The sequence below is a fragment of the Fibrobacter sp. UWB16 genome, from assembly GCF_900215325.1.
Taxonomy (GTDB): Bacteria; Fibrobacterota; Fibrobacteria; order Fibrobacterales; family Fibrobacteraceae; genus Fibrobacter.
Window position 1 is genome coordinate 638,739 of record NZ_OCMS01000002.1, and the last position, 20,527, is coordinate 659,265.

At 49.0% G+C, this 20,527-nt stretch carries 15 protein-coding genes; 9 read left to right on the forward strand and 6 right to left on the reverse strand.

The annotated features are described in order from the left end of the window. Positions 1–82 precede the first annotated feature (82 nt). The gene (locus tag CRN95_RS08035) at positions 83–541 is read left to right on the forward strand and encodes a hypothetical protein (protein WP_097020568.1); all 459 of its coding nucleotides are present in this window, start codon (positions 83–85) and stop codon (positions 539–541) included. Between the two features lie 229 nt (positions 542–770). Here the strand turns inward: CRN95_RS08035 and CRN95_RS08040 are convergent, their stop codons facing one another. Continuing rightward, positions 771–2,018 carry a lamin tail domain-containing protein gene (locus tag CRN95_RS08040; protein ID WP_097020569.1) on the reverse strand — a complete coding sequence of 416 codons (1,248 nt, stop codon included), beginning with the start codon at positions 2,016–2,018 and terminating at the stop codon, positions 771–773. Positions 2,019–2,181: 163 nt separating this feature from the next. Then, positions 2,182–2,673 carry a peptide chain release factor-like protein gene (locus CRN95_RS08045; protein WP_073423952.1) on the reverse strand — a complete coding sequence of 164 codons (492 nt, stop codon included), beginning with the start codon at positions 2,671–2,673 and terminating at the stop codon, positions 2,182–2,184. Positions 2,674–2,724: 51 nt separating this feature from the next. On the opposite strand from CRN95_RS08045, the gene CRN95_RS08050 reads away from it, so the two are divergent. From CRN95_RS08050 to CRN95_RS08065, 4 genes are all read left to right on the forward strand, one after another. Further along, positions 2,725–3,387, forward strand: coding sequence for a hypothetical protein (locus CRN95_RS08050; RefSeq protein WP_235002949.1), 663 nt, complete (start codon positions 2,725–2,727; stop codon positions 3,385–3,387). 35 nt (positions 3,388–3,422) lie between these two features. After that, a complete protein-coding gene (locus tag CRN95_RS08055) occupies positions 3,423–4,304 on the forward strand; it encodes a hypothetical protein (RefSeq protein ID WP_097020571.1) in 882 nt (293 codons plus the stop codon). A gap of 86 nt (positions 4,305–4,390) precedes the next feature. Continuing rightward, the gene (locus CRN95_RS08060) at positions 4,391–8,515 is read left to right on the forward strand and encodes a C25 family cysteine peptidase (RefSeq protein ID WP_097020572.1); all 4,125 of its coding nucleotides are present in this window, start codon (positions 4,391–4,393) and stop codon (positions 8,513–8,515) included. A gap of 2 nt (positions 8,516–8,517) precedes the next feature. Continuing rightward, a complete protein-coding gene (locus CRN95_RS08065) occupies positions 8,518–9,387 on the forward strand; it encodes a hypothetical protein (RefSeq protein WP_097020573.1) in 870 nt (289 codons plus the stop codon). 481 nt (positions 9,388–9,868) lie between these two features. On the opposite strand, the gene CRN95_RS08070 is transcribed toward CRN95_RS08065, so the two are convergent. From CRN95_RS08070 to CRN95_RS08080, 4 genes are all read right to left on the reverse strand, one after another. Then, positions 9,869–10,750 carry a YicC/YloC family endoribonuclease gene (locus tag CRN95_RS08070; protein ID WP_088629149.1) on the reverse strand — a complete coding sequence of 294 codons (882 nt, stop codon included), beginning with the start codon at positions 10,748–10,750 and terminating at the stop codon, positions 9,869–9,871. A 1-nt stretch (position 10,751) separates the two neighbouring features. After that, positions 10,752–12,548, reverse strand: a complete 1,797-nt coding sequence (locus tag CRN95_RS08075) for a homoserine O-acetyltransferase (RefSeq protein WP_235002950.1) — start codon at positions 12,546–12,548, stop codon at positions 10,752–10,754. 64 nt (positions 12,549–12,612) lie between these two features. After that, the gene (locus CRN95_RS15080; protein WP_255405837.1) at positions 12,613–12,741 is read right to left on the reverse strand and encodes a hypothetical protein; all 129 of its coding nucleotides are present in this window, start codon (positions 12,739–12,741) and stop codon (positions 12,613–12,615) included. After that, entirely contained in the window at positions 12,738–13,979 is a 1,242-nt protein-coding gene (locus tag CRN95_RS08080; protein WP_097020574.1) for a hypothetical protein, read from the reverse strand. The genes CRN95_RS15080 and CRN95_RS08080 overlap by 4 nt, the downstream gene beginning before the upstream one ends. A gap of 388 nt (positions 13,980–14,367) precedes the next feature. Here CRN95_RS08080 and CRN95_RS08085 point away from each other — a divergent pair, with 388 nt between their 5' ends. The 4 genes from CRN95_RS08085 to CRN95_RS08100 all read left to right on the forward strand — a co-directional run bounded on the left by CRN95_RS08085 (position 14,368) and on the right by CRN95_RS08100 (position 20,503). Next, on the forward strand, positions 14,368–15,102 hold the full coding sequence (locus CRN95_RS08085; RefSeq protein WP_097020575.1) for a thioredoxin domain-containing protein: 735 nt from the start codon (positions 14,368–14,370) through the stop codon (positions 15,100–15,102). 98 nt (positions 15,103–15,200) lie between these two features. Beyond that, positions 15,201–18,362, forward strand: a complete 3,162-nt coding sequence (locus CRN95_RS08090) for a carbohydrate binding domain-containing protein (protein WP_097020765.1) — start codon at positions 15,201–15,203, stop codon at positions 18,360–18,362. A 185-nt stretch (positions 18,363–18,547) separates the two neighbouring features. Further along, the gene (locus CRN95_RS08095) at positions 18,548–19,867 is read left to right on the forward strand and encodes a hypothetical protein (RefSeq protein WP_097020576.1); all 1,320 of its coding nucleotides are present in this window, start codon (positions 18,548–18,550) and stop codon (positions 19,865–19,867) included. A 30-nt stretch (positions 19,868–19,897) separates the two neighbouring features. Next, positions 19,898–20,503 (forward strand): outer membrane beta-barrel protein, encoded by a 606-nt coding sequence (locus tag CRN95_RS08100; protein ID WP_097020577.1) that lies wholly within the window; start codon positions 19,898–19,900, stop codon positions 20,501–20,503. Positions 20,504–20,527 lie beyond the last annotated feature (24 nt).

Below are 20,527 nucleotides of genomic sequence, written 5' to 3' on the forward strand. Positions count from 1 at the left end.
ACTAGCTACTTTTAGTAGCTTTAGTTGAGTTATGCCCCTTGGGTAAGAATCCAGTTAAGTTACTTTTTACTATATTTACAACATGGCTAAAGAACTCGATAATTTTGATGATGAAGAAATGGACGAAGCCAACGGTGCGATGCTCGATGCATTGAACGCCGAAGAAAACTTTGTCCCGCAAGTCCGTGACTACAGCGACCGCCGCATCCTGATCTGGGAAGAAGACGATGTCCGCCGTGAAGCCTGCCTCGAAGTCCTTTCGGACTTGCTCGTGGGCGCCTACTTCAAGGCCGTGAGGACCGAAGAAGAAGCTCTGCAGCAGCTCGAAGAAGACGACTGGGATACGTTCGTCGTGGACTTCTACACCGAAGGTGTTTCCGTCAGCGATTTCATCAAGCGCGTGAACAACTATCCGGGGTCCATCCTCGTGGCTATCAACATGGGCCCGCTTACGCTCCCTGAAGAACGTGAACCGGCCAAGGCCGAAAACTTGCGCCGCCTGTTCGATATCGAGCGCGCCAGCTCCCAGATCCACGCGTAAGCATTGTCTCCTGACGCTTCACTCTCGTCATCCTGAGCGAAGCGAAGGACCCAGTAAAATCTTGTTTATGCTGTCATGCCGCACTTAGTTGTCTTTGACCACTTAGAGCTTTAGCTCTTATGTGGTCATGATCCGCGAATGGGGACGGCATCGTCATCTTGTAAAAGGTCGCCCCAAACGGGACGACCTTGTTATTTGTCATGCCGGATTTATTCCGGCATCGGCGTTTTTAATTCCCGCAGGCGGAAATCATGCCCGGCGTAGGCGTGTCCGTGCACCAGGAATCAGGCTCGGCTCGTTTATCCCAAAAACCGATATTCAGTTGCAGGCTTTTCGGGGCTGTAGGGGAGGTGGTGCCAACAGGCAACGGCGATACGTGTATGGAATCGGCTTTGCCATAGTACAGCGAATCGATTACGGCTCCATTGCACTGCAGCACAAGCGAACCCGCGTTTTTGACGAATGCAGGCATGTTTTCGACGGACTTGTAGATGCCCGCCGTATTTGCTTTGTCGCGGTTGCCTACAACGAGAATTTCGTTTGGCGGCAAAGAAACGGTTTCGAATTCGGCAGAACCGCTCACGTTTGATGTTTTGCCGATTGTGCATTTGTCCAAAATGAGCGTGTCTGTACTGCCGTTGTACAGTTCAACGAAGCTGTATTGCGTTGTGTCCTTTGTACTTGTCCATATGAAAAACTCGCTTATCACAATGTCGTCTACGGCTGGAGCGCGTTTCATTGCGGGGAGCGTGAGCGACACTTGCAGATTTACGTCTTTCGCAAGGTCGATGGCGAGCGCAATCTTGCTGCGGAGCGATTCAATCTGAAAGCTTGGTACAGGCGTGTTTTCGTCAAGCATAAAGTCGTCTTCCAAACTGAAAATGGCCTTTCCGTTTTTGTCTTCCATCGAAATTGTAATGTGGTATTCGCGGTCGAGCTTGAGCTCGTCACTTGTAAAGGTGACATAGTCTGATTCAAATTCCATGGGGAAGGTGAACGATTCTCCTTTGCTTGTGAGTTTCATTTCGCCTTTCTTGATTCCGGCGGGGTTTCCAAATCCAATGGGAACTTTGACGTAGACAAAGCCGATAAGCGCATGCATCGGAATTTTCAGATTCACGGCAGAGCCCGCTTCTAGCGAGGTCGTGACTTCTCCTTGTTGCATCAGAGTGCCGTTTGCGTAGAGCTTGGCGTTGAAAATCCAGTCTTCGCCAGGGAAAAGGTCTAGATTGAACGAATTGTTTTCTGCAGAATGCACAAGGTGGATTGTGTCCGTTCCATAGCAGTCCAGAACAATGCTGTCAAGCAGGGGTGTTTCTGCGTAATCGAGCTGGAATGCTACATTGGCTGTTTCGCCAAGCAAGATGGCGTGGTCTGAATCGCTTGCGTGAGAATCTTCGGAGCAGTTCCACAAGGCAAGAGCGGTGAGTGTTGTAGCCGCACAACGGCAGACGTGTTTTTTGAAAGTAGGACTCATATAACCTCCTGTTTTTAGGGTGGGTCCCACTTATTTAACACGCAAGTAAACGCCAAATTTTTCGCTAGAAATCTGTAAAATTTTCTAAACACGGGCGCAGCTCGTCATCCCGCTTTTGCTGTCATGCCCGTCTCCGAACGGGCATCTCCCTCTCGCCTTTTCTTTACAAATGCAATTTGCTTTTCCCGTTCTCGACGCGATTTCCTTGCAACTTGGCCGCGCAGGCTTTGTCTTGCCGTAAAATCTTCACGAGCGCGCTCGGGCTAAGCCCGAATGCGGCGGCCGCCGCTTTCGTATCCCCGTTCTTGGTCGCCATGATATCAAAGACATGGGCCACAAATAGCGGAAACTGCGGATTGCTCGGCTGGATGTGTCCGTTGCTACCCGGAAATTTCATCTCGACGGCGGGAGGTTCTTCGCGTACATTCAATGCAAGCGCCATTTGCATGCGGTGGAGGGCATGAATTTTGTTCTCTTTTGCGCTTCTGCTTTCGGAAGACTTGATTTCTAAATTATATTGTTGTAACGAAAGATGAACGCCGGTATTGGTCTTGTTCCTATGCTGGCCACCGGGCCCGCTGCCCTGATAACCTTTCAGGGAGCAGGCGCGTAACAGTTCATCAAGATTCATTTTCAGGTAGGTATCGCGATGCATGTTCTGAAAAATAAAATAGTTCTAGCGCTTTTGGTGGGCGTATTTGCAATTGTGGCTGGTTGTGCCGGTTCTTCTCAGGGCTCTGCGGGTGAATCTGCCGAGACGGCTGCTGTCCGCGACGCAAAGGTCAAGGCCCAGGAATCCCAAAAGCTTGTCATGCTCGAAGAGATGTATGAACTCTTCAAGTCTTCGGTAAGGAATCGCGCCCCGTCCGATATCTTGCTCGATTTCTTGACGGATCCTTCGGAAGATTGGCTTAATGAACTTGAAAGCCACGCCAAGACCTACGATGCCGCCGCCATGGATACCTGCCAGTTCTACGAAGCTTATGCCATCGTGCTTTACAGGCTCTATGAACGTGAACACTTGTGGACCGTGCCGGATTACCGCATGCTTTACTTGCTGCTTTACGATAGCGGCTTTTTGGACTTGGCCGATCATGTGAAGATGGGCCCGTTCGAGGTCAAGAACGACCGTGGCAGTGTTGGCCTTGCCTCTAGCCCGAAAGTCCCCATTATGCTGTTTACCTGGGATGATACCAAGTGGAAACTGGACCTTATTGAAACGCTCCCGCTCATTACGAAGGGTGTCGAAGCGACGGCCGCAAAGAAAAACTGGACCGGTGCTAAGCTTGCGCTCTATTGGCTTGACAAGAAGTACCACTTGCAGTATTCGCGCTTGGACGACTCTCTCTTGGAACCGATTGGTTTCTAGTCATTTAAAGGATCCCAAAGCAGGGTATAGAATTTATGCGTAAGTTTCTTGCGGTTTGTGCGCTTTTATCTGTTTTTTCGACTTCTGTTTTGGCGGCCCCAGCTTCTTCGAAAGCAAAGCCGGCGGGCTCGACTAAAATCTATGGAGCTGTCGAAGCGAAGGAAGGCTTTTTAGGCGGTCGCCTCTTTGACGTGCTCGATTCTGTCGGTGGCACGGGAACGTGGATGGAATGGGACGTAAATGGCGTCCGTGACCCGTCTGTTGCAAAAATTCTAGACCCGCTTTTGAATTCCTCGAACAAGCCCAAGATGATCTGGGCGATTACCGAACGTGAAAAGCCTTTGCTCTCGGTGCTTTTGCCTAAGGGCTCCGGCGAGGTGATTGTCTTTTACGAACTTGGGGCGCTTGACGCGAAGCCTGTCCAGCTCAAGCTCAACAAGGTCCTTACACCCGACGTCGTGTTTCGAGATTACAAACAAATTTCAGAAAAGGAATTTGTGCATCTGGACCGCTCGAACTTGAAAATTTCTGTTACAGATAAGCGAATTCATTTTACGTATGATAACCCCGATAAGACGCCGCTCCGTTACGATCCTGATTTTGCGACGAAAACGCTCGTCGATAAACATGCCGAAGTGAATGATTACCTCGGGTTCCTAAAATACGAATATTCCATGATGCTCCGTGCATTTGTCCAGTCGACTCGTGGCATATTCAATTGGCAGCCATGGCACTGGTACATGGAAAAATGGAACTCCAATTACATGATTTCTCCCAAGGATATCGAAATGATTCTTGCCAAGGGTGTGCGTCCGGACTACATTACGGTCTTCAAGGCGAAAGCCGCAGGGGGCGAAATGATCGAAATGCGTACAACTGGCAACGGATTCCTCGAAATGGTCATTACAAGACCCTAATTTTAACACCCAAAAAGATGTTACCATTTGTCATGCCCGCCGCTGAGCGGGCATCTCTATTTCTGTTTTTTACTATTTTAGAATTCGTGAAATCTATCATCAAAAAATTTCAGATTCTTCTTGTTGCCTGTGCAACTGTTTCTAGCTTGGCTTCTTCTGTCATAGAAGATTCCAGGAAACATTTTATTTTGGACGACGAGGTCTTGGATTCTTCCAGGGAGTCTTGTGAAGATGGCTCGGGAAAGCGTTTTCATCCCGAACGTGTCGTTTACATGGATTCTGTTCCGTTCCGCCATTATCGCGTGGCTTTGCCGTCGAGCGAAAAGCCTTCGGTTTCTGTGACGAACAGTAAGCTTGTTCCGCTTGGTTCTTCGCCTTGCAAGTCGACTCCTGCAAAGGTCCAGTCGGTATCTGTTTCGACTCCGTATATCAAAGATGGCGTGTGGGTGACCGATGTCCTTGTCCCGCTTTACTTAAAACAGGGCGGTTCTGTTGCGCTTCGCAAGGAATTCCGCCTGAATGTCGATTTTGCAACGGCTTCGGCTAGTGGCCGTAATCCTGGCGCACGTGCATTGATGCATGTGGTGAACAAGCAGGCTGCCTCCCAATTTGGTCTGGCTTCGTCCCGTTCCGTATTGCGCCGTGAAGCAAGTTCCGAAGTTGACAAAGTTGTCCAGTTGGTCGAACTGGTCGTGGGCGACAAGAATATTGCGACATTTAGCGAAGATGGCGTGTACGCCATTGGGTTCAATGCCATCCGTAGTGCGCTCAGCAAGATTAACCGTCAGGAGCTTGTGTATGGCATTCCTATAGAAAAGCTTTGCATTTTTGCGGCTTCTCCAGATACACTCCCTGACATGGGCCCTGGTGCAAAACTCCGCAACCCGAACCAGCTTTTTGAACTGCCTATCAAAGTTGTGGACCAGAACTCCAATGGTATTTTTGACGATGCCAGCTCTAGTCGTGGAGACTCCATCTATTTTGTGGGGTACGGCAACGCTTTCTGGAAACGTATCGATGCCGAACCGTATGATGCTCCTAGAACGAGCATGAGCTATTTCCATTCGTATTCGCCCTATTCCTACTATCAGCACTTTATTCTTGGGTATAAGGAATCTGGGACTGGCCTTCGCTTGGAAACTCTGGAACCGCCGAAGTCGACTCCGAAGACGATTGACTGGTATAGATATTTGCGTGCCGAAAAGGACGTGTACTTGCGCGACACCTATTATGGTATGGTGCAGGACTGGGAACATACGACTGGTAAGGAATGGTTCTGGGAATGGCACGCCCGAAACGAAGAAACTGTTGTGCCGGCAAGTAAGCTTGGCGCTCAGCAGCCAACCGTAGACTTGCCTGGTCTTATCGAAGGCAAGGCTGGCTACGCTGCCGTTTCGTTCTTCCCTTACAGGTCTATCAGTGGCGTGGAATCCAGTATTTCTGAATACCAGAGCTCGGGCGTTTTTTCTACGGAATCCTATAAGAATAGGATGAAGCATATTCATTTCAAGTTTGACGTTAATGGCGAAACGCATTCGAAGACCGATGGTCAAGAAGATATCTGGTATGATGGGACTCTTCTGCCGGGCGGCAACTTTGCGATGACGTTTGAGTCGTTCCAGAAGACGGGAAACCAATATGAACTGACTATCCTTCCCAATAATTATCAGTATGACCGCTTTGACGGGTATTCTGTCGCTTACCCCTGGGATCCGTCGTCTGTTTCAGTAGATTCTGCGGAATGGCTGTTGCCGGGTTTTGTTTCGGGCGTCATCCGCATTCCAGTGGGCGAGGATGAAAACTTGAACTTGATGAAGTTCAAGAACATGGAGCCTGTCGGTCTTTTGAAAATTGCAAATGGGGTAGCTCTTGATAGCATTGGCTATAACGATGATGTGCGTTATATGCTCTATCGCAGTAGCGACCGTCGCAAGGCTATTAGTATCAATGCCATTCCGGAGCCTTCTAAAAATGTGGTGCAGAATCTTGCCAATATATCGCAGAAGACGGAATACCTGATTATCACGCCCGAAGAATTTTTGGCACCCGCAGAGTCTTTGGCGGTATTCCGTTCGAGTGACAAGTCGGCAAGTCGATTTGTAACGGCGGTTGTCGCTGCTGAAAATATCTATAGGCATTACACAGGTGGCGCCGCTTCCCCGATTGCCATCAGAAACTATATCGCCTATGCTCGTAGCGTTTGCCCGGACTTGCGTTTTGTCTTGCTTGCGGGGTCGGGCCATTATGACTATCGTGGCATCGATGGACATGGCAAGAACTATATGCCGCCGTTTGAAAAGGAATCGTCGGTAACCGAAGACTTCTTTGCCGTGCTCGATTCTGGAGAGGTTGTTCGTGGCGCTGTTGCGTACGATGTTGATTTGGCTGTGGGACGCTTGCCTGTTTCGAGCGAAAGCGAATTTGCCAATTATGTCGATAAGGCCAAACGATACGATCAGATTGGTGTGTTTGACCATGGCGAATGGAAGTCTACGTTACTGATGGCGGCAGATGATGCCCGCAATGGTACTGTCGCTGACGATGCAAAGCATACTGAAGACCAGGAAGAACTTGCCTCCTTGATTGATTCCGTTTCGAACAAGCTTGGCTTTAGAATGAACTTGAAAAAGGTCTATCTGCTGGATTACGAGTATGATGCAGCAGGGCAGAAACAGGAAGCCACAAATGATTTCTTGAATATCATGAGTCAGGGCGCCTTGATGACCATGTACTTTGGTCATGGTTCTAAGGTGGCGTGGGCTTCGGAAGGCTTGCTGAAACCGGCATACTTGCCAAAGCTGACAAATGAAAAGGCTTTCACGATTTTGAATTCCTTCTCGTGTACGGTCGGACGTTTTGATGAAGGCGATACGAAATCCATGTCTGAAGCGTTTGTTCTGGACCCGGATGTCGGAGCTATTGCAGCAATTGGTGCCTCTCGTGAAACGTTTGAAAGTTCGAACAAGATTTTTGCTAGAAATTTTGTAAGCCGCGCTGTTCTTGAAAACGGTATTTATCTTGGTGAAGCCTACATGCTTGCCAAGGACAATGTGGTTAAGCAGAGTAAAAATATGACCGGCGATGTGTATAACTCGGAACACTATGTATTTGTCGGTGAACCTGTGATTCGCATGCCTTATGCTACGTTGAAAATTTCATTGGATAATCCGGTGGATTCCATTCAGGCTCTGGATAAAATGAAGTTGTCTGGAAAGGTGTCTGGAATTTCGTCGGGAAGTATCGCCTTGACCTTGAGAGAAGGCCGTATTCAAAAGCGCCTTGCAATGCAGAATCGCCTTAACGATACCATCAACGTCAAGTACGATGGACCGCTAATTTATTCGGAAGTTCTTCCTGTGAAGAATGGACGTTTCGAGACGGAATTTGTGACGCCGAAAAAACTGAATATCGGGGATTCTCTTGCTGAATTGCGTGCATGGGCATATTCTTCAAATGACATTGCCGTTGGTCGCTATCTCGATACGAATATTGTGATTTCGGGTGTCTCGAAATATGCCGATTCCTTGAATGACAAGACTCCACCTGTGATTACGATCCAATCGTGCAATGCGGGTGCTTCGTCATCCTTTGCCGATGGCCAGCTTGTCAAGCTTTGGACTCCAGCTTGCCTGCAAGTGATTGTCGAAGACGAAACTGCTCTGGATTATCGCGAACAGGCCGATGAAGGCATTACATTTGAAATGGTGGGGCTTGAAAATCCGTACCATCCTGCTCCGTTCCTGGAACAGGCATCTAAGCGTGCCGTTGCTCGCAAGTCGATGACGACCGAAAACTATCCTCCGGGAAATTACGTGTTCCGCGTCCGCGCTTTGGACGTCCTTGGAAATGTCGCTGTAAAGACTATCAATATCGAGATTACGGAATCGATGCAGACCGGACTTTCGGACGTGTTCAACATCCCGAATCCGATGGGCAAGAAGGGCACGACATTCTACTTCAAGGATCTCGCTGCCGGATCGGGCTCTGTAGTGACGATATTCATTTATAACCAGCATGGCCGTCTTGTCAAGGTTATCAAAGATGCCAAATCGGGCTTGACCCATTGGGATGGCAAGGATAATTACGGGCGCCTGCTCGCTAATGGATTGTACCACTATGTTGTTCGAAGCAAAGCTAAGGTCAGCGTTTCGGACTCTAAGACAAAAACTCAAACTTGGACTAAAAAACAAAAACTGTTGATTTCGAGGTAAATATGGAATTACGTGAAAAACCGGGCAAAGTGCAAAAGCTTTTGGAACTTTCTCTCCGCTTTCGCCTGATTTTTGTTCTGTTGATGATTGGCTTTTCTGTGGCGTTCCTCGCTACGGGTTGGCAACAGATGGCTTCGCTCCCGTTGGGCGCATCCGAAGCGCTTGGCATGTGGATTGCAAAATTTACGAATGTCATGTCGGCATGGAACTCTTCGCAGTACATTTTTGTGGCCGCACTTTCGATGATTGTGCTGTATTTCGTTTTTGGCGGAGTCCGTGGCGGTTTCGGTGGCTTGCTTGCACTAGCGGCTTTTGTGGGCTCGCTTTTTGCCTTGGGCGGCGATGAAGATATGTTGCTCATGTTCTTTGGCGTGTTTGCTGGCCTTGCACTTTTGCTGGTGCTCTTTGCCAAGTGGAGTGTCGCCTGTGCGCTGTTCCCGTTTGCCCTTTCATGGCTTTTGCTCACGGGATTTGTAAGCTGGTTCCCGTTGATGATTGGCAAGGCTTGGCTCATGTGGGCTGTGCTTAGCGCAATCGCTTTCTCGGGCGTTGTTGCCTTTGCCTTGATTGCCGGCAAGGAACTCGGCGAAGGTGCGCCTCAGGCTGGCGCTCTCGTAAAGGCTGGCAAGAAAATGCTTGCCCCAGTGATTATTGCCTCGCTTTTGGCCCTTTCGGCACTTGTCATTGACATGAGCGTCGTTGTGGACTGGAGAAGAATCGGTATTGCAGCCCTTCTTTGGGTGTCGTTTAACGTGTGGTTCTTCGGTTTTACATTCGGGACGATGTCTTTTGCCCCGTGGGAACGTATCCGCTCCGGCTCTCGCCGCGTCAAAATGAACGACAAGAAAAAGAAATCTTCAAAGAAAAAATAAAGTTTGTCATGCCCGCCATTGCGCGGGCATTTTTCACACTCGTCATCCATACGCACGCTCGTCCCCCATACGCACGCTCGTCACCCTGACGCGAAGCGGAAGGGTCCAGTCAATTCTCGCTATCGCAATACAAGAAATGACTGGATGTTTCAGGGCTTCGCCCCTCAACAAGACGAAGACGTAGGTCGCACTTGTCACCCTGACGCGAAGCGGAAGGGTCCAGTTAAGTCTTGCATTACGCAAAAGCGTCCCGTGCGATTTGCACGAGACGCTTGTTGTTGGAGTGTGGATGTTTTATTCTTTCTGATTATAAGTTAGATTGTTTTGAAACAAAAAGCCCTACTTTCGTAGGGCTTTTTATGGATAAAAAATCCATGTTGAGAAATGGTGTTGAGAATTATGCCACGTGGCACTACTTCGTAGTGCGTGTTGCTTCGCCTCGGATATAGGAGTAAGCAAGCTTACTCCTATATCGCTCGGCTTACGCAACATTCATGGACTGTTCTCTAATGCACTCAATCTCGTTCTTGAGCTCGATGGCAAGTGCTGCGATGTCGGCGTTCTGGCACTTGGTGCCAAGCGTATTCGCTTCACGACCCATTTCCTGGAGAATGAATCCGAGGTTCTTGCCCTGGGCGCCACCCTTGGCGAGCGCGTCGAGGAACAGCTTGTTGTGGCTCCTGAATCTCGTGATCTCTTCGTGGATGTCGAGCTTGTCGGCCATGATGCAGGCTTCTTGTAAAAGGCGGACTTCGTCGATTTCGGAATCCTTCATGAGCGTGTTGATGCGTTCGCGGAACTTGACCTTCCACGTTTCAATGCGCTGTGGATCGAGGACTTCGACCTTGTCGATGACTTCGTTCAGGTGGATCACACGGCGGGTGAGGTCTACGGCGAGGTTTGCGCCTTCCTTTTCGCGCATGGCGATGACGCCGTCCAAAGCCTTGTCGAGTTCAGCCTTCAGGTGCTTTTCCCAGACTTCGTTGTCGCCGTTGCCGTCGGTGAACTGCAAAACTTCGGGGATGGCAAGCACATGTTCGAGCTTGATGTCGCCCGCAATGCCGTACTTCTTCTGCATCGCCTTCGTGATTTCTACGAACTTTTCCACGGCAGCTTCGTTGTAGCAAACGGGAATGTTCCCGGCATTGCCTGCACCAAGCGTAATCGAAAAGTTCACGGAACCGCGAACGAGCTTGTCCTTAATTTGGGCCTTGAAGTCGTTTTCGAGATAGGCGAAGTTCTTCGGAATTTTGCTCGAAATTTCGAGGAATCGGCTGTTCACGCTGCGCACTTCGATAACGCACGTGATTCCTTGCAATGTGGATTCGCTCTTGCCGAATCCGGTCATGGAGATAATAGACATTCTAAACCTTTTTCGAAATTGTCGCAATCACATGTTCGGCGCCAAAGTTCGCGAGCCCAATGGCGGTCAGGAACTTGCTTATCTTGTGTTCATTCTGGAAGTGCAAGTTTTCAATCTTGAAACCTTCCTTGTTGCACAACGTATAGAAGTCCTTGAGCGTAAGCACGCGGATGTTTGGCGTGTCGTACCATTCGTAGGGGAGTTCTTTGGAAATCGGCATGCGACCGTGGAGCATGAGGCTTCCGCGAGCAGACCAGTGGCCGAAATTCGGGAACGTCACGATGACCTGCTTTGCTACGCGCAAAAGTTCGTTCAAAAGTGCCACCGGGTCGCGGATTTCCTGAATCGTGCGGTTGATAATCGCGTAGTCGAAACTTCCGTCCTTGATGTCCGTGAGACCGCTTTCATCCAAGTCGCGCTGGATAACTTGTACGTCTTTTTCGAGGCAGTCGAGAATTCCCTTGATGTTCTTTTCGATGCCAAAGCCCGTGACGTTTTTCTTGCGGATAAGGTAATCTAGCAAGTCGCCACTGCCGCAACCGAGGTCGAGTACATGGCTACCTTCCTTCACGAGCTTGCTGATGCGCTGGAAGTCGCTCTGGTCGTGGAATACTGGCAATGCCTGCGTTCCGTTCTGCGGGATAATCTTGGAATCGAGGAAACGGCCCACAGCCTTACCGAGTTCGCCAACTTCAATCAAGAATCCGTCATGGCCAAACTGCGTGTCGAGTTCGAGGCTCGTCACGGTCTTGCCGACGTTCAAAAGGGCGCTTGTGATGCGGCGGCTCTCGTGCGGCGGGAAAAGCCAGTCGGTCGAAAGGTTCACGTTCAGAACTTCGGCCTTGATGTCCTTGAAGGCGTTTTCGATGCTGCCGTATTCCGTTTCGAGGTCGAATGCGTCGGTCGCATGGGCGATGTGCAAGTAGCTGTTGGCGTCAAAGCGGTCAACAAACTTTGTTCCCTGATAACGTAAGTAGCTTTCAATCGGCAAGTCCAGGTCGTACGGCGTCGAGTAAGTGACGGCGTGGCTTCTGTTCTCCTGGTCTTGGGCGCGCTTGAATTTTTTCTCCATGCCCACGGCAGAGAGGTAGGTGATGTGCGCAAGCTTGCGGGCGTTTGCAAGGCCAATGTCCGGTCTCGTTTGGCCTTCTTCGTAATAGTCGCCACCGTGGAAGTTCGGGTCCTGCGTGATGACATCGCGGGCCACAACTTCAAAGCCGAGTGCCTGGCTCGAGAATCTGGGCGAGCTTGCAATCACGATGATGCGCTTCACCTGTTCCGGGTAGTAGATGGCCCACTTCATCGCCTGGAATCCACCCATGGATCCGCCGATGACGCTGTAGAATTCCTTGATGCCAAGTGCGTTCGCGAGTTCCTTCTGGGCGTGTACCATATCTCCTATCGTAATGGTAGGGAATGTGCTGCCGTAGGGCTTGCCCGTACGCGGGTTGATCGTTGCTGGGCCCGTGGAGCCTTTGCATCCACCGAGGATGTTGCTGCAAACCACGAAGAATCTGTCGGTATCAATAGCTTTGCCTGGTCCGATGAGTTCGTCCCACCAGCCGGGTTTCTTGTCATTTTCGGTGTACCAGCCGGCGGCGTGCGCATCGGCGGTTAACGGCGAACAAACCCACACGGCGTTATCGCCGGCGTCGTTCAAAGAGCCGTAGGTCTCGTAACGGATGGTCAGGGCCGGGAGAGTTTTGCCATTCTCCAGCAAAAAGCCCTGTTCACCATAATCCTTGTTGAAGTCTTTCGGGACTACGGGACCAAATGATTTATGCAAATATTCACTCATATGCATAAATATAGTAAAACATCTAGCAGGTCTGTGGAACCTGATAAATGATTATTACTTGAATTTACCCTGCATCGCCATGGTAAGCTGGAGCGTAGGCTTCTGAGCTAACATCCATCAATTGGGCCTGATGGCTCAATTTGATGATTTTTATTTCAGGGGTGATATAAACTTTTTTCTGTTTGTTTTTCATAGTGATTTATAATAGGCTCCTCTGGCCTTGGGCTTGCCATGTAGGTTACGGCCTTTCAAGTCGTAGTACCGGTTTTTCTTGAGCGAATTTGGGTCAGGGTCAATCTTTCCGATATCTGAGGTCGTGTTATTTTTTCGATTGATAACGATAACATCCATAGAATAGGGGAGTTCGAAGTCGAGGGGTGTGCTGCTGTAATTGTAAGCGGCACTCTTCGCTAAAGCTTTTGAGTTTGTTGATTCAGCGGCATACGATCCGTCTGGGTCATAAACAAGGAAGGCGCGCATTGGATGGATTCGAGCTCCTATGCCGAACTGTACGAATTCACCTGCTTTAACAGCCGTTTGGTATTCTCTTATATAATTGCTTTTTCCTTCTCGTTGGTCTTGTGCCGCAAATCCGTAATATCTTCCTCTAAATTCGTTTTCGTGAGCGTAGGGATTGGAATAGAAGGGATCCCATTTTTTGAAGGTGTATGTTCCAACAAAGGTCCAATTGCCGATGTGTTGAAAGGGCGGCTTTGTTTTCTTGAATGTCACAGGGCCTTTGATTTCTAGGCTCGGTGCTTTCATTTTTATGATGTAGGGCGTGTTGGCTTGAATGGTAATTGGAGCTGTTTCGGGGGAATCATCCCATATGGATATTGTTTCAACTTGCAGTCTGTTTGTTTCGGCATTGGGGGTGACTCCTGCGAATTGGAGAATTTCTGAAATGCCTTCCAATTGGTTCGTGCTGGCTTCGAATGGCAAAAATATTGTTGCATAAACATCGAGGTGGTCGAACTTTCGCGTTAGTACAACTTTTTCTGCGTTGAAGTCTTCGGATATTTTAAAGTCTTCGTCAGCTGCGCAATACCCTTCGATTGTGACAAATTTTTTCTTTTCGTTATCTTCGTTTATGGTTACTGCACCTATGGTTTGGCTTGTTCCTCCTATAGTGACTGTTGCTGTAGCATAGAATGATTCGTATTGTTCTGTTGATTCAGTGCTGTAATAAACAGTGTATGTCCCCGCATTGATTGCCGTCGGTATCTCTTCGTATAAATGCCCGCCGTCATAGAGTGTGTATAGTATTGGACCGGAATTTGATTCTGCTGACGTGACGAGCTTTTGGTATGTTCCGTTGACGACGAGGTCCTTTGCGAAAGTAACCTTTACAGTTGGTTCTTTTTGTTGTGGGGGTGCCGCAAAAGATAGTGCTGATATGCACAGAATGAGCTCCAATATGAAATTTTTCATTTTTACAAATCCCTTAAAACCTCAATGTCGTATTACGTACAATATATATTCTTAAGAGAGTGTTTGCAATGACCACTGACCATTGACCAATTACTATTGACCACTGACCATTGACTAACAATTACTTTGTAAATTCTTTTCGTGCGATTTTAGTCACGTTTTTTACCCCTCTCATTTTTGTAACTTATTGAATTGCTTATAGTTACGGATTACGATTTGCGGAAAATGGTCAAAATTTCGGAATTTACAATCGATTTTATTGGATACAGATGAGACGATTGTGTATGCTTTTTTGATGTTTTTCCCAAATCAAAGTAAGTTTTCGTTATTATATTTCTCACACATCGTGGGCTGATTGTGCCCTCAAGTTTTAACTCAAAGGACAAAAATGAAACGTCTCTCTCTCTTTGCTATGGCTCTTGTAGTCTCCGGCCTCGTTGCTTGCAACCAAGCTTCCGCTGGCGGTTCGTTCAACCAGCAGGCTCGCCTCGACTCCCTTGAAAAGGATTTCAAGCAGGTCAAGGAAGAATTCGAAATCTTCAAGTACGCTCTTGAAAAGCGCGGCATCTCGCTTGAACAGGCCCGTGCTGAAATGGAAGCCGACAACAAGGTCTGGGACATCCCTGACGAAGACAGCCCGGTCTTTGGCAACACCAAGAACCCGAAGCTCACGATTGTCGAATTCACCGAATTCCAGTGCCCGTACTGCTCTCGCATTGCTCCGGTGATGCAGGACCTCAACAAGAAGTACCCGGACCAGATCAAGTTCGTCTACAAGCACTTCCCGCTCAGCTTCCACTCCAATGCTAAGGCTGCTGCAGCATCCGCTATTGCAGCTCAGAAGCAGGGCAAGTTCTGGGAATACCGTTATGCTCTCGCACCGCACTCTCGCGAACTCGGCGATTCCATCTACCTCGCTGTTGCTAAGGAAGTTGGCCTCAACGTCGAACAGTTCAAGAAGGACATGGTTCTCGATTCTGCTATGAGCGCACGCATCGACAAGGACTTCCAGTTGGGCGTCAAGGTCGGCGTTCAGGGCACCCCGAACTTCTACATCAACGGCAAGCGTCAGGACCGTTTCAGCCCGGATCTCGTCGAAAAGCTCTTGAAGGAAGCCAAGTAATTACGTTTTCAGGCGTGCACGTTAAATCGATTGACGTGTGCGCTTTTTAATTATCAAGTTTGTAATTTAAAATCAAAAACAACAAAAGGATGCACATTATGATTAAGCAATCATTGAAAGTTGCCTCGCTCGCCGTCCTCGGCTTGAGCGTTACAGCTGCAATGGCTCAGCCGAAAAAGCCGCATCTGGCCGTTTACAAGTTCTTCGATGAACAGTATCGTCCGGGTGGATACGACTACTCTTACGGTGGCACGAGCAAGGGCGTTACCATCACCAAGTCTGGTGGTTACAAGTCCAAGGCCGCCCTCAACATCAAGTTGGACCCGAAGGAATACTCCGGTGCTTCCATCTGCCTTTACAACGAATTCTTCGACTTGAACAAGTACATGCTCGACTCCAAGGTCGAATTCATGATCAAGGGCAAGCATGGTGGCGAAGCCGTTAAGGTTGGCCTCCTCGACGAAGAAGTTTCTGATGGCAAGAAGACTCAGGTCGTGCTTCCGATGAACAAGTACATCGAAGGCGGCGCTGTGACGACGGATTGGAAGAAGGTTTCCATTCCTCTCGTGGACTTCCCGGACCGTGGTCTCTACTGGGACAACACCCGCAAGTCCGAATTCCCGTCTCGTATCGACTGGGACAAGATTGCTGAAATCCGTTTCTCCATTGACAAGAGCGCTGCAAGCGAATTCGAAGTCTGGATCGACAACATCGAAATCGTGAAGGGCAACAAGAAGGCTGCTCCGAAGAAGCAGATGGTCTACTGGGACGAAAACAATGATATCATTGACGGCCCGAAGAACCCGGAAAAGCTCGACGGCAAGGCCAAGACTCTCGCTACGTTCTATGACAACCAGGTCAAGGGCTTCTCTTACAGCTACGGTGGTCTCACTGCTCAGCGTGAAGCTCAGTCCAAGACTCCGGGCAACAAGAACGTGCTCGCCATGTACATCGATAACAACGACTGGTCTGGCGTGACCTACTCTCTCGGTGAAGGCAAGTTCATTGACCTCTCCAAGGTTCGCGACAAGGGCGGTCTCTACTTCTGGATCAAGGGTAAGCTCGGCGGCGAAAAGCTCTACGTCGGTATCCTCGACAACCAGGGCAACGACATCAAGAGCCAGACCAAGGTCGGCCTCAACGACTGGATCAAGGTCTCCAAGGATTGGCAGCTCGCCAAGATTCCTCTCAAGCGCTTCACCGACAAGGGTAAGGCTTGGGATGCAAACAAGTCTGCTGAAGTCGCTAAGGACATCAAGTGGGACAAGATTCAGGAAATCCGCTTCTCTGTCGGTAAGGGCGAAAACGCAGGCGAACCGGGCAAGCCGGCTCCTGTGACGGTCTTTGTGGACCAGATCACCTTCACGTCCAACATCGACTGGGTGGACCCGGATCTCAAGTGGGATTCCTTCAAGTCCAACGCTCCGGACTACGTGATCACTGACTTCGAAAGCAAGTTCTCCAAGGACAAGTGGGAACCGTCCACCGGTCCGAAGTCTCAGCTCAAGTTCAAGGTTGAAAACTGCGCCGAATTCAAGAGCAACTGCTTGAATATCGAACACTACCTCCTTGCTGACTGGGTTGACGTTGTGCTCGACATGCAGAAGTCTGGCCGTCCGGCTGCTGACCGTGACTGGACCAAGCACTGGGGCCTCATGTTCGATGTCTATTCCGAAAAGGCTTGGCAGTCCATTACCGTCCAGGTGCAGGATGCAGGCAACGAAATCTTCGTTTCCAACGTCGGTGCTCCGAAGGGCAAGACGACCCTCCTCGTTCCGTTCCGCACGTTCGGCAAGTTCCCGTACTACCAGCCGCCTGAGGCTGTCGAAAACGGCATCTTTGACCTCAAGGGTGTTGTCAACCTCGACTTCAAGCCGAGTGGCGAAGGTACTGCCGGTGGCTTCAAGATCGATAACGTCCGCTTGACCAACCAGCGTGAAGTCAAGGCTAAGGAACGTCCGGCTGTCATCAAGGTCTTGGTGAAGGGCGAAAAGGAAGTTCTCAACCCGGAAATCTCTGGTGGCTTGTTCGGTATCAACGCAGCCCTTTGGGACGGCGACATGCTCGACAACAAGAACTTCAAGGTTCAGACTCGTGAATTTGCAAAGCGCATCAACCACGGCATTATCCGTTATCCGGGTGGTCTCCGTGCTGATGACGACCACTGGAAGGAAATCCTCGACAACCACGACTGGATGGTCGACACCGACGAATTCCTCGAATGGTTGAAGAAGACTGGCTCTAACGCAATGTTCACTGTGAACTTCGGTTCCGGCACTGAAAAGGAAGCTGCTGACTGGGTCAAGCACACGAACATCGACAAGAAGGCCGGCATCCTCTACTGGGAAATCGGTAACGAAATCTACGGTAACTGGCATCCGTATTACGAAAAGTATGGTAAGGACGGCGGTACCATCTATGGTAAGCGCGCTCGTAAGTTCATCGAAGCCATGAAGAAAGTTGATCCGACCATCAAGGTGGCTGTGCTCGGCGTTCTCGAAGGCGACTGGAACGAAAAGGTCCTTGCTGAAACGGGTGACATTGCTGACGGTCTTATCGTCCACCACTACCCGCAGCACTTCGGTGAAGAAAACGACTTCGCTATGCTCTCTGCTCCGCAGACCCTCACTGCAATCTACGAACGTTTGCACAAGGTCGTGGACAAGTGGACTGCAAAGTTCAACAAGAGCAAGAAGATTGAACTCTGGCTCACCGAATGGAACTCTGTTGACTTCAACCCGGGTCCGCAGACCTTGTCTGTCGAAAACGGCTTGTTCGTCGCTGACTACCTCGGTATGCTCGCTACTGAAAACGTCGACAACGCTCAGTACTGGGATATCCACAACGACATCACTCCGGAAGGCGGTGACTACGGTTACTTGACCCGTTCTGGTGAAGAATGCATGAACTGCCCGCGCCCGAGCTACTGGGCATTCCAGATGGCTTCCGACGCTCTCCGTGGCAAGCTCATGAAGACCACCATCAAGGGTGACGAAGACGCTCTCCTCACCGCTTACTACACTGTAAACGGCAACAAGAAGCAGCTCCTCCTCGTGAACAAGAGCCCGTACAGCGAATTCGACATCAAGCTCGACATTCCGGGCTTCAAGGGCAAGGCCAAGGTCCAGACTTTGGACAAGACCTCCGAAAAGCTTAAGGAAGGCTGGGCAAATGACCCATCCAAGAAGGCTAAGACTGTCGATATCTCTAAGGGTATCAAGGTCGGCAAGCGCACCCTTACCCTCATCACTTTGGAATAAGGTGTTGAGCTAAGGCTCGCAAACTAGATTCTCGAAATCTTGAAAAGGACTCCGCATACGTGCGGGGTTCTTTTTTTGTGTGTAAAAGGCGTGGTTTTCAAAACCACCCTTTGTGTATATTAATCCCAAAAGTCTATTGAATTCGAACTTTCAATAAAACCTTCAATAAAAGGAGAATCGTGAAAATGATAATGCGTAGCCTTGTACTCCTTTTAGTTGCTTTTTCGATTTCGTTTGCGGATTGGAACATTGCTGATTGGCGTGTATCGTTTAGTTCTGTTATAGACAAATTCTCTAAAATGCAAACTGTGGCCGAAAAGCTGGAAACCGCCCCGGTCGCCTATTATGGCAAGCTTATCCAAAGAGAATATCTGCAACGTGAATATTTTGATGTGTACAATCCAGAATTCGAAAAGAACTTTCCGGAAGTGTACCAGTCATTTATGGGATGGTCTGACTACAAGCTGAAACGGCAAAATGACTTGTTGACGCAGGCGCCTGAAAAATTGCAACAGGTGTTTGAACAACGTTATTCCGCAATGAATGTGAAGGGGTTCTTCTTGATCCACGATGAAATTCGTGTAGACAAAGTTTATGACAAAGAAACAAAAACGTGGGTGACACCCAAGCCTGGCGAAGAGAAAAAGGAACTCTTTTCTTTTGCGTATGTGGGGCCGGATATATCGCAGGATACGTCGTGGAAAATTTCTCAGCGGATGATGAGTCATTTGAATGAACCTGAAGAAAAGCTTATGCCAGTCAGGAGAATCTTCTTTATGGATGGTTATTCTGAAGAATGCTATTCTCTAGTCGATACATCTATTTTTGAAAATCTGCAGTACTTTCCACATCGCTTGAAATATGATGTTGATTTGAATGCGGTGAACGCCCAAACATCAACTCTTACAAGTGCTGAAATGTTGAAGAAAAATTCGCAAAAACTTGTTAAAGATGTTGGACCTATTCGGTTCAATGCGTATGCCGATTTTGGGCGGCCGTTCTTGGTTGGCGATTTTCCGGACTTTGACCCTGTATTTTATTTGGATTTTGGTTTTAATGTTTACTTGGGTGACTTTTTTGGAGGGCTTGGGGTTAGCATTCGCACACTCGATGCTAAATGCGATTCATGTGGTACGGGCGATTTTGGTGCGCACGTGGAGCTTGGCTTTTTATGGCTGAAAACGGATTATATTGAGAGCGGAGTCTGGGGAAATCTTGGATTCGCGGCAATCGAAATCCCGCCAGAACGGGGAAAAGATGATTCAGAGTACCAGCATGAACGCTACTTCCGCTATGGCTTTGGTGTTCATGTCGAAGCTCTGTTCCCGAAGCTGATCGGGAAGCCTATCGATAGTTTCTTCGAGCCGGGGATAGGGAACCGATTCGGCGTGCGGCTAAAGCTTGGGATGCAGAATGTCAATGCTCCTGAATTCGGGCATGCAAAAGGATATTCACCATTCATTTCATTAGGTTTTACTTGGCATGTAATGAGAGTGAGGTATTGAATTTTCTAATTTAGTCACTAGAATTAGATTATGAAACGTATCCTCTCTTTGTTGCTGCTTGTGTCGACCGTCGCTTTTGCTGCGCCGCTTTCTGCGCCGTTTACGCATGACGGTATTTTTGCAAATGCATCTGCTGGAATTGGCTACGCTTCATTTGAAAACGCTGATGGTGAAAAATCTATAATAGCGAATGGTTTTGGCGCAAAGCTCCATGGAAAACTGGGCTATTATGTGATGCAAGACGTGGCGTTGCATGTGAATTTGGGATATGTGATGTATTCCAACTTTCGTGAGGCTTGGTATGGCGTTTCCAGATATACGGACCATGAATTCAATATTCTGAGTTCTGTGTACTTGGGGGGTGGCGCTACGTATTACGTGCCTGAATGGAATAACGTCTTTTTCAGTGGCTCGCTTGGCGTGACCGGTTACGATTTGGATTGCCGCAGGTATAATGGCAATACGGGGCTCAAGGCGTTCAGTTTTGACGTCGGAGTAGGCAAGGACTGGTGGGTAAGTGAACACTTTGCCGTGGGCGCATCTGTCGAGTTCAATTCTGCGGAGTATTGGTCCGATGACGATGGCGTGTTCCGCTCGTCTTCCATAATGCTCCTGCTCTCGGTGACATTGAATTAGCAATAAAAAAATCCCTGAAATAAA

Bases quoted from the DNA above. Each gene is read 5' to 3' on its own strand.
- CRN95_RS08035 (WP_097020568.1), top strand. From the start codon at position 83: ATGGCTAAAGAACTCGATAATTTTGATGATGAAGAAATGGACGAAGCC.
- CRN95_RS08040 (WP_097020569.1), bottom strand. From the start codon at position 2,018: ATGAGTCCTACTTTCAAAAAACACGTCTGCCGTTGTGCGGCTACAACA.
- CRN95_RS08045 (WP_073423952.1), bottom strand. From the start codon at position 2,673: ATGCATCGCGATACCTACCTGAAAATGAATCTTGATGAACTGTTACGC.
- CRN95_RS08055 (WP_097020571.1), top strand. From the start codon at position 3,423: ATGCGTAAGTTTCTTGCGGTTTGTGCGCTTTTATCTGTTTTTTCGACT.
- CRN95_RS08065 (WP_097020573.1), top strand. From the start codon at position 8,518: ATGGAATTACGTGAAAAACCGGGCAAAGTGCAAAAGCTTTTGGAACTT.
- CRN95_RS08070 (WP_088629149.1), bottom strand. From the start codon at position 10,750: ATGTCTATTATCTCCATGACCGGATTCGGCAAGAGCGAATCCACATTG.
- CRN95_RS08075 (WP_235002950.1), bottom strand. From the start codon at position 12,548: ATGAGTGAATATTTGCATAAATCATTTGGTCCCGTAGTCCCGAAAGAC.
- CRN95_RS15080 (WP_255405837.1), bottom strand. From the start codon at position 12,741: ATGAAAAACAAACAGAAAAAAGTTTATATCACCCCTGAAATAAAAATC.
- CRN95_RS08080 (WP_097020574.1), bottom strand. From the start codon at position 13,979: ATGAAAAATTTCATATTGGAGCTCATTCTGTGCATATCAGCACTATCT.
- CRN95_RS08085 (WP_097020575.1), top strand. From the start codon at position 14,368: ATGAAACGTCTCTCTCTCTTTGCTATGGCTCTTGTAGTCTCCGGCCTC.
- CRN95_RS08090 (WP_097020765.1), top strand. From the start codon at position 15,201: ATGATTAAGCAATCATTGAAAGTTGCCTCGCTCGCCGTCCTCGGCTTG.
- CRN95_RS08095 (WP_097020576.1), top strand. From the start codon at position 18,548: ATGATAATGCGTAGCCTTGTACTCCTTTTAGTTGCTTTTTCGATTTCG.
- CRN95_RS08100 (WP_097020577.1), top strand. From the start codon at position 19,898: ATGAAACGTATCCTCTCTTTGTTGCTGCTTGTGTCGACCGTCGCTTTT.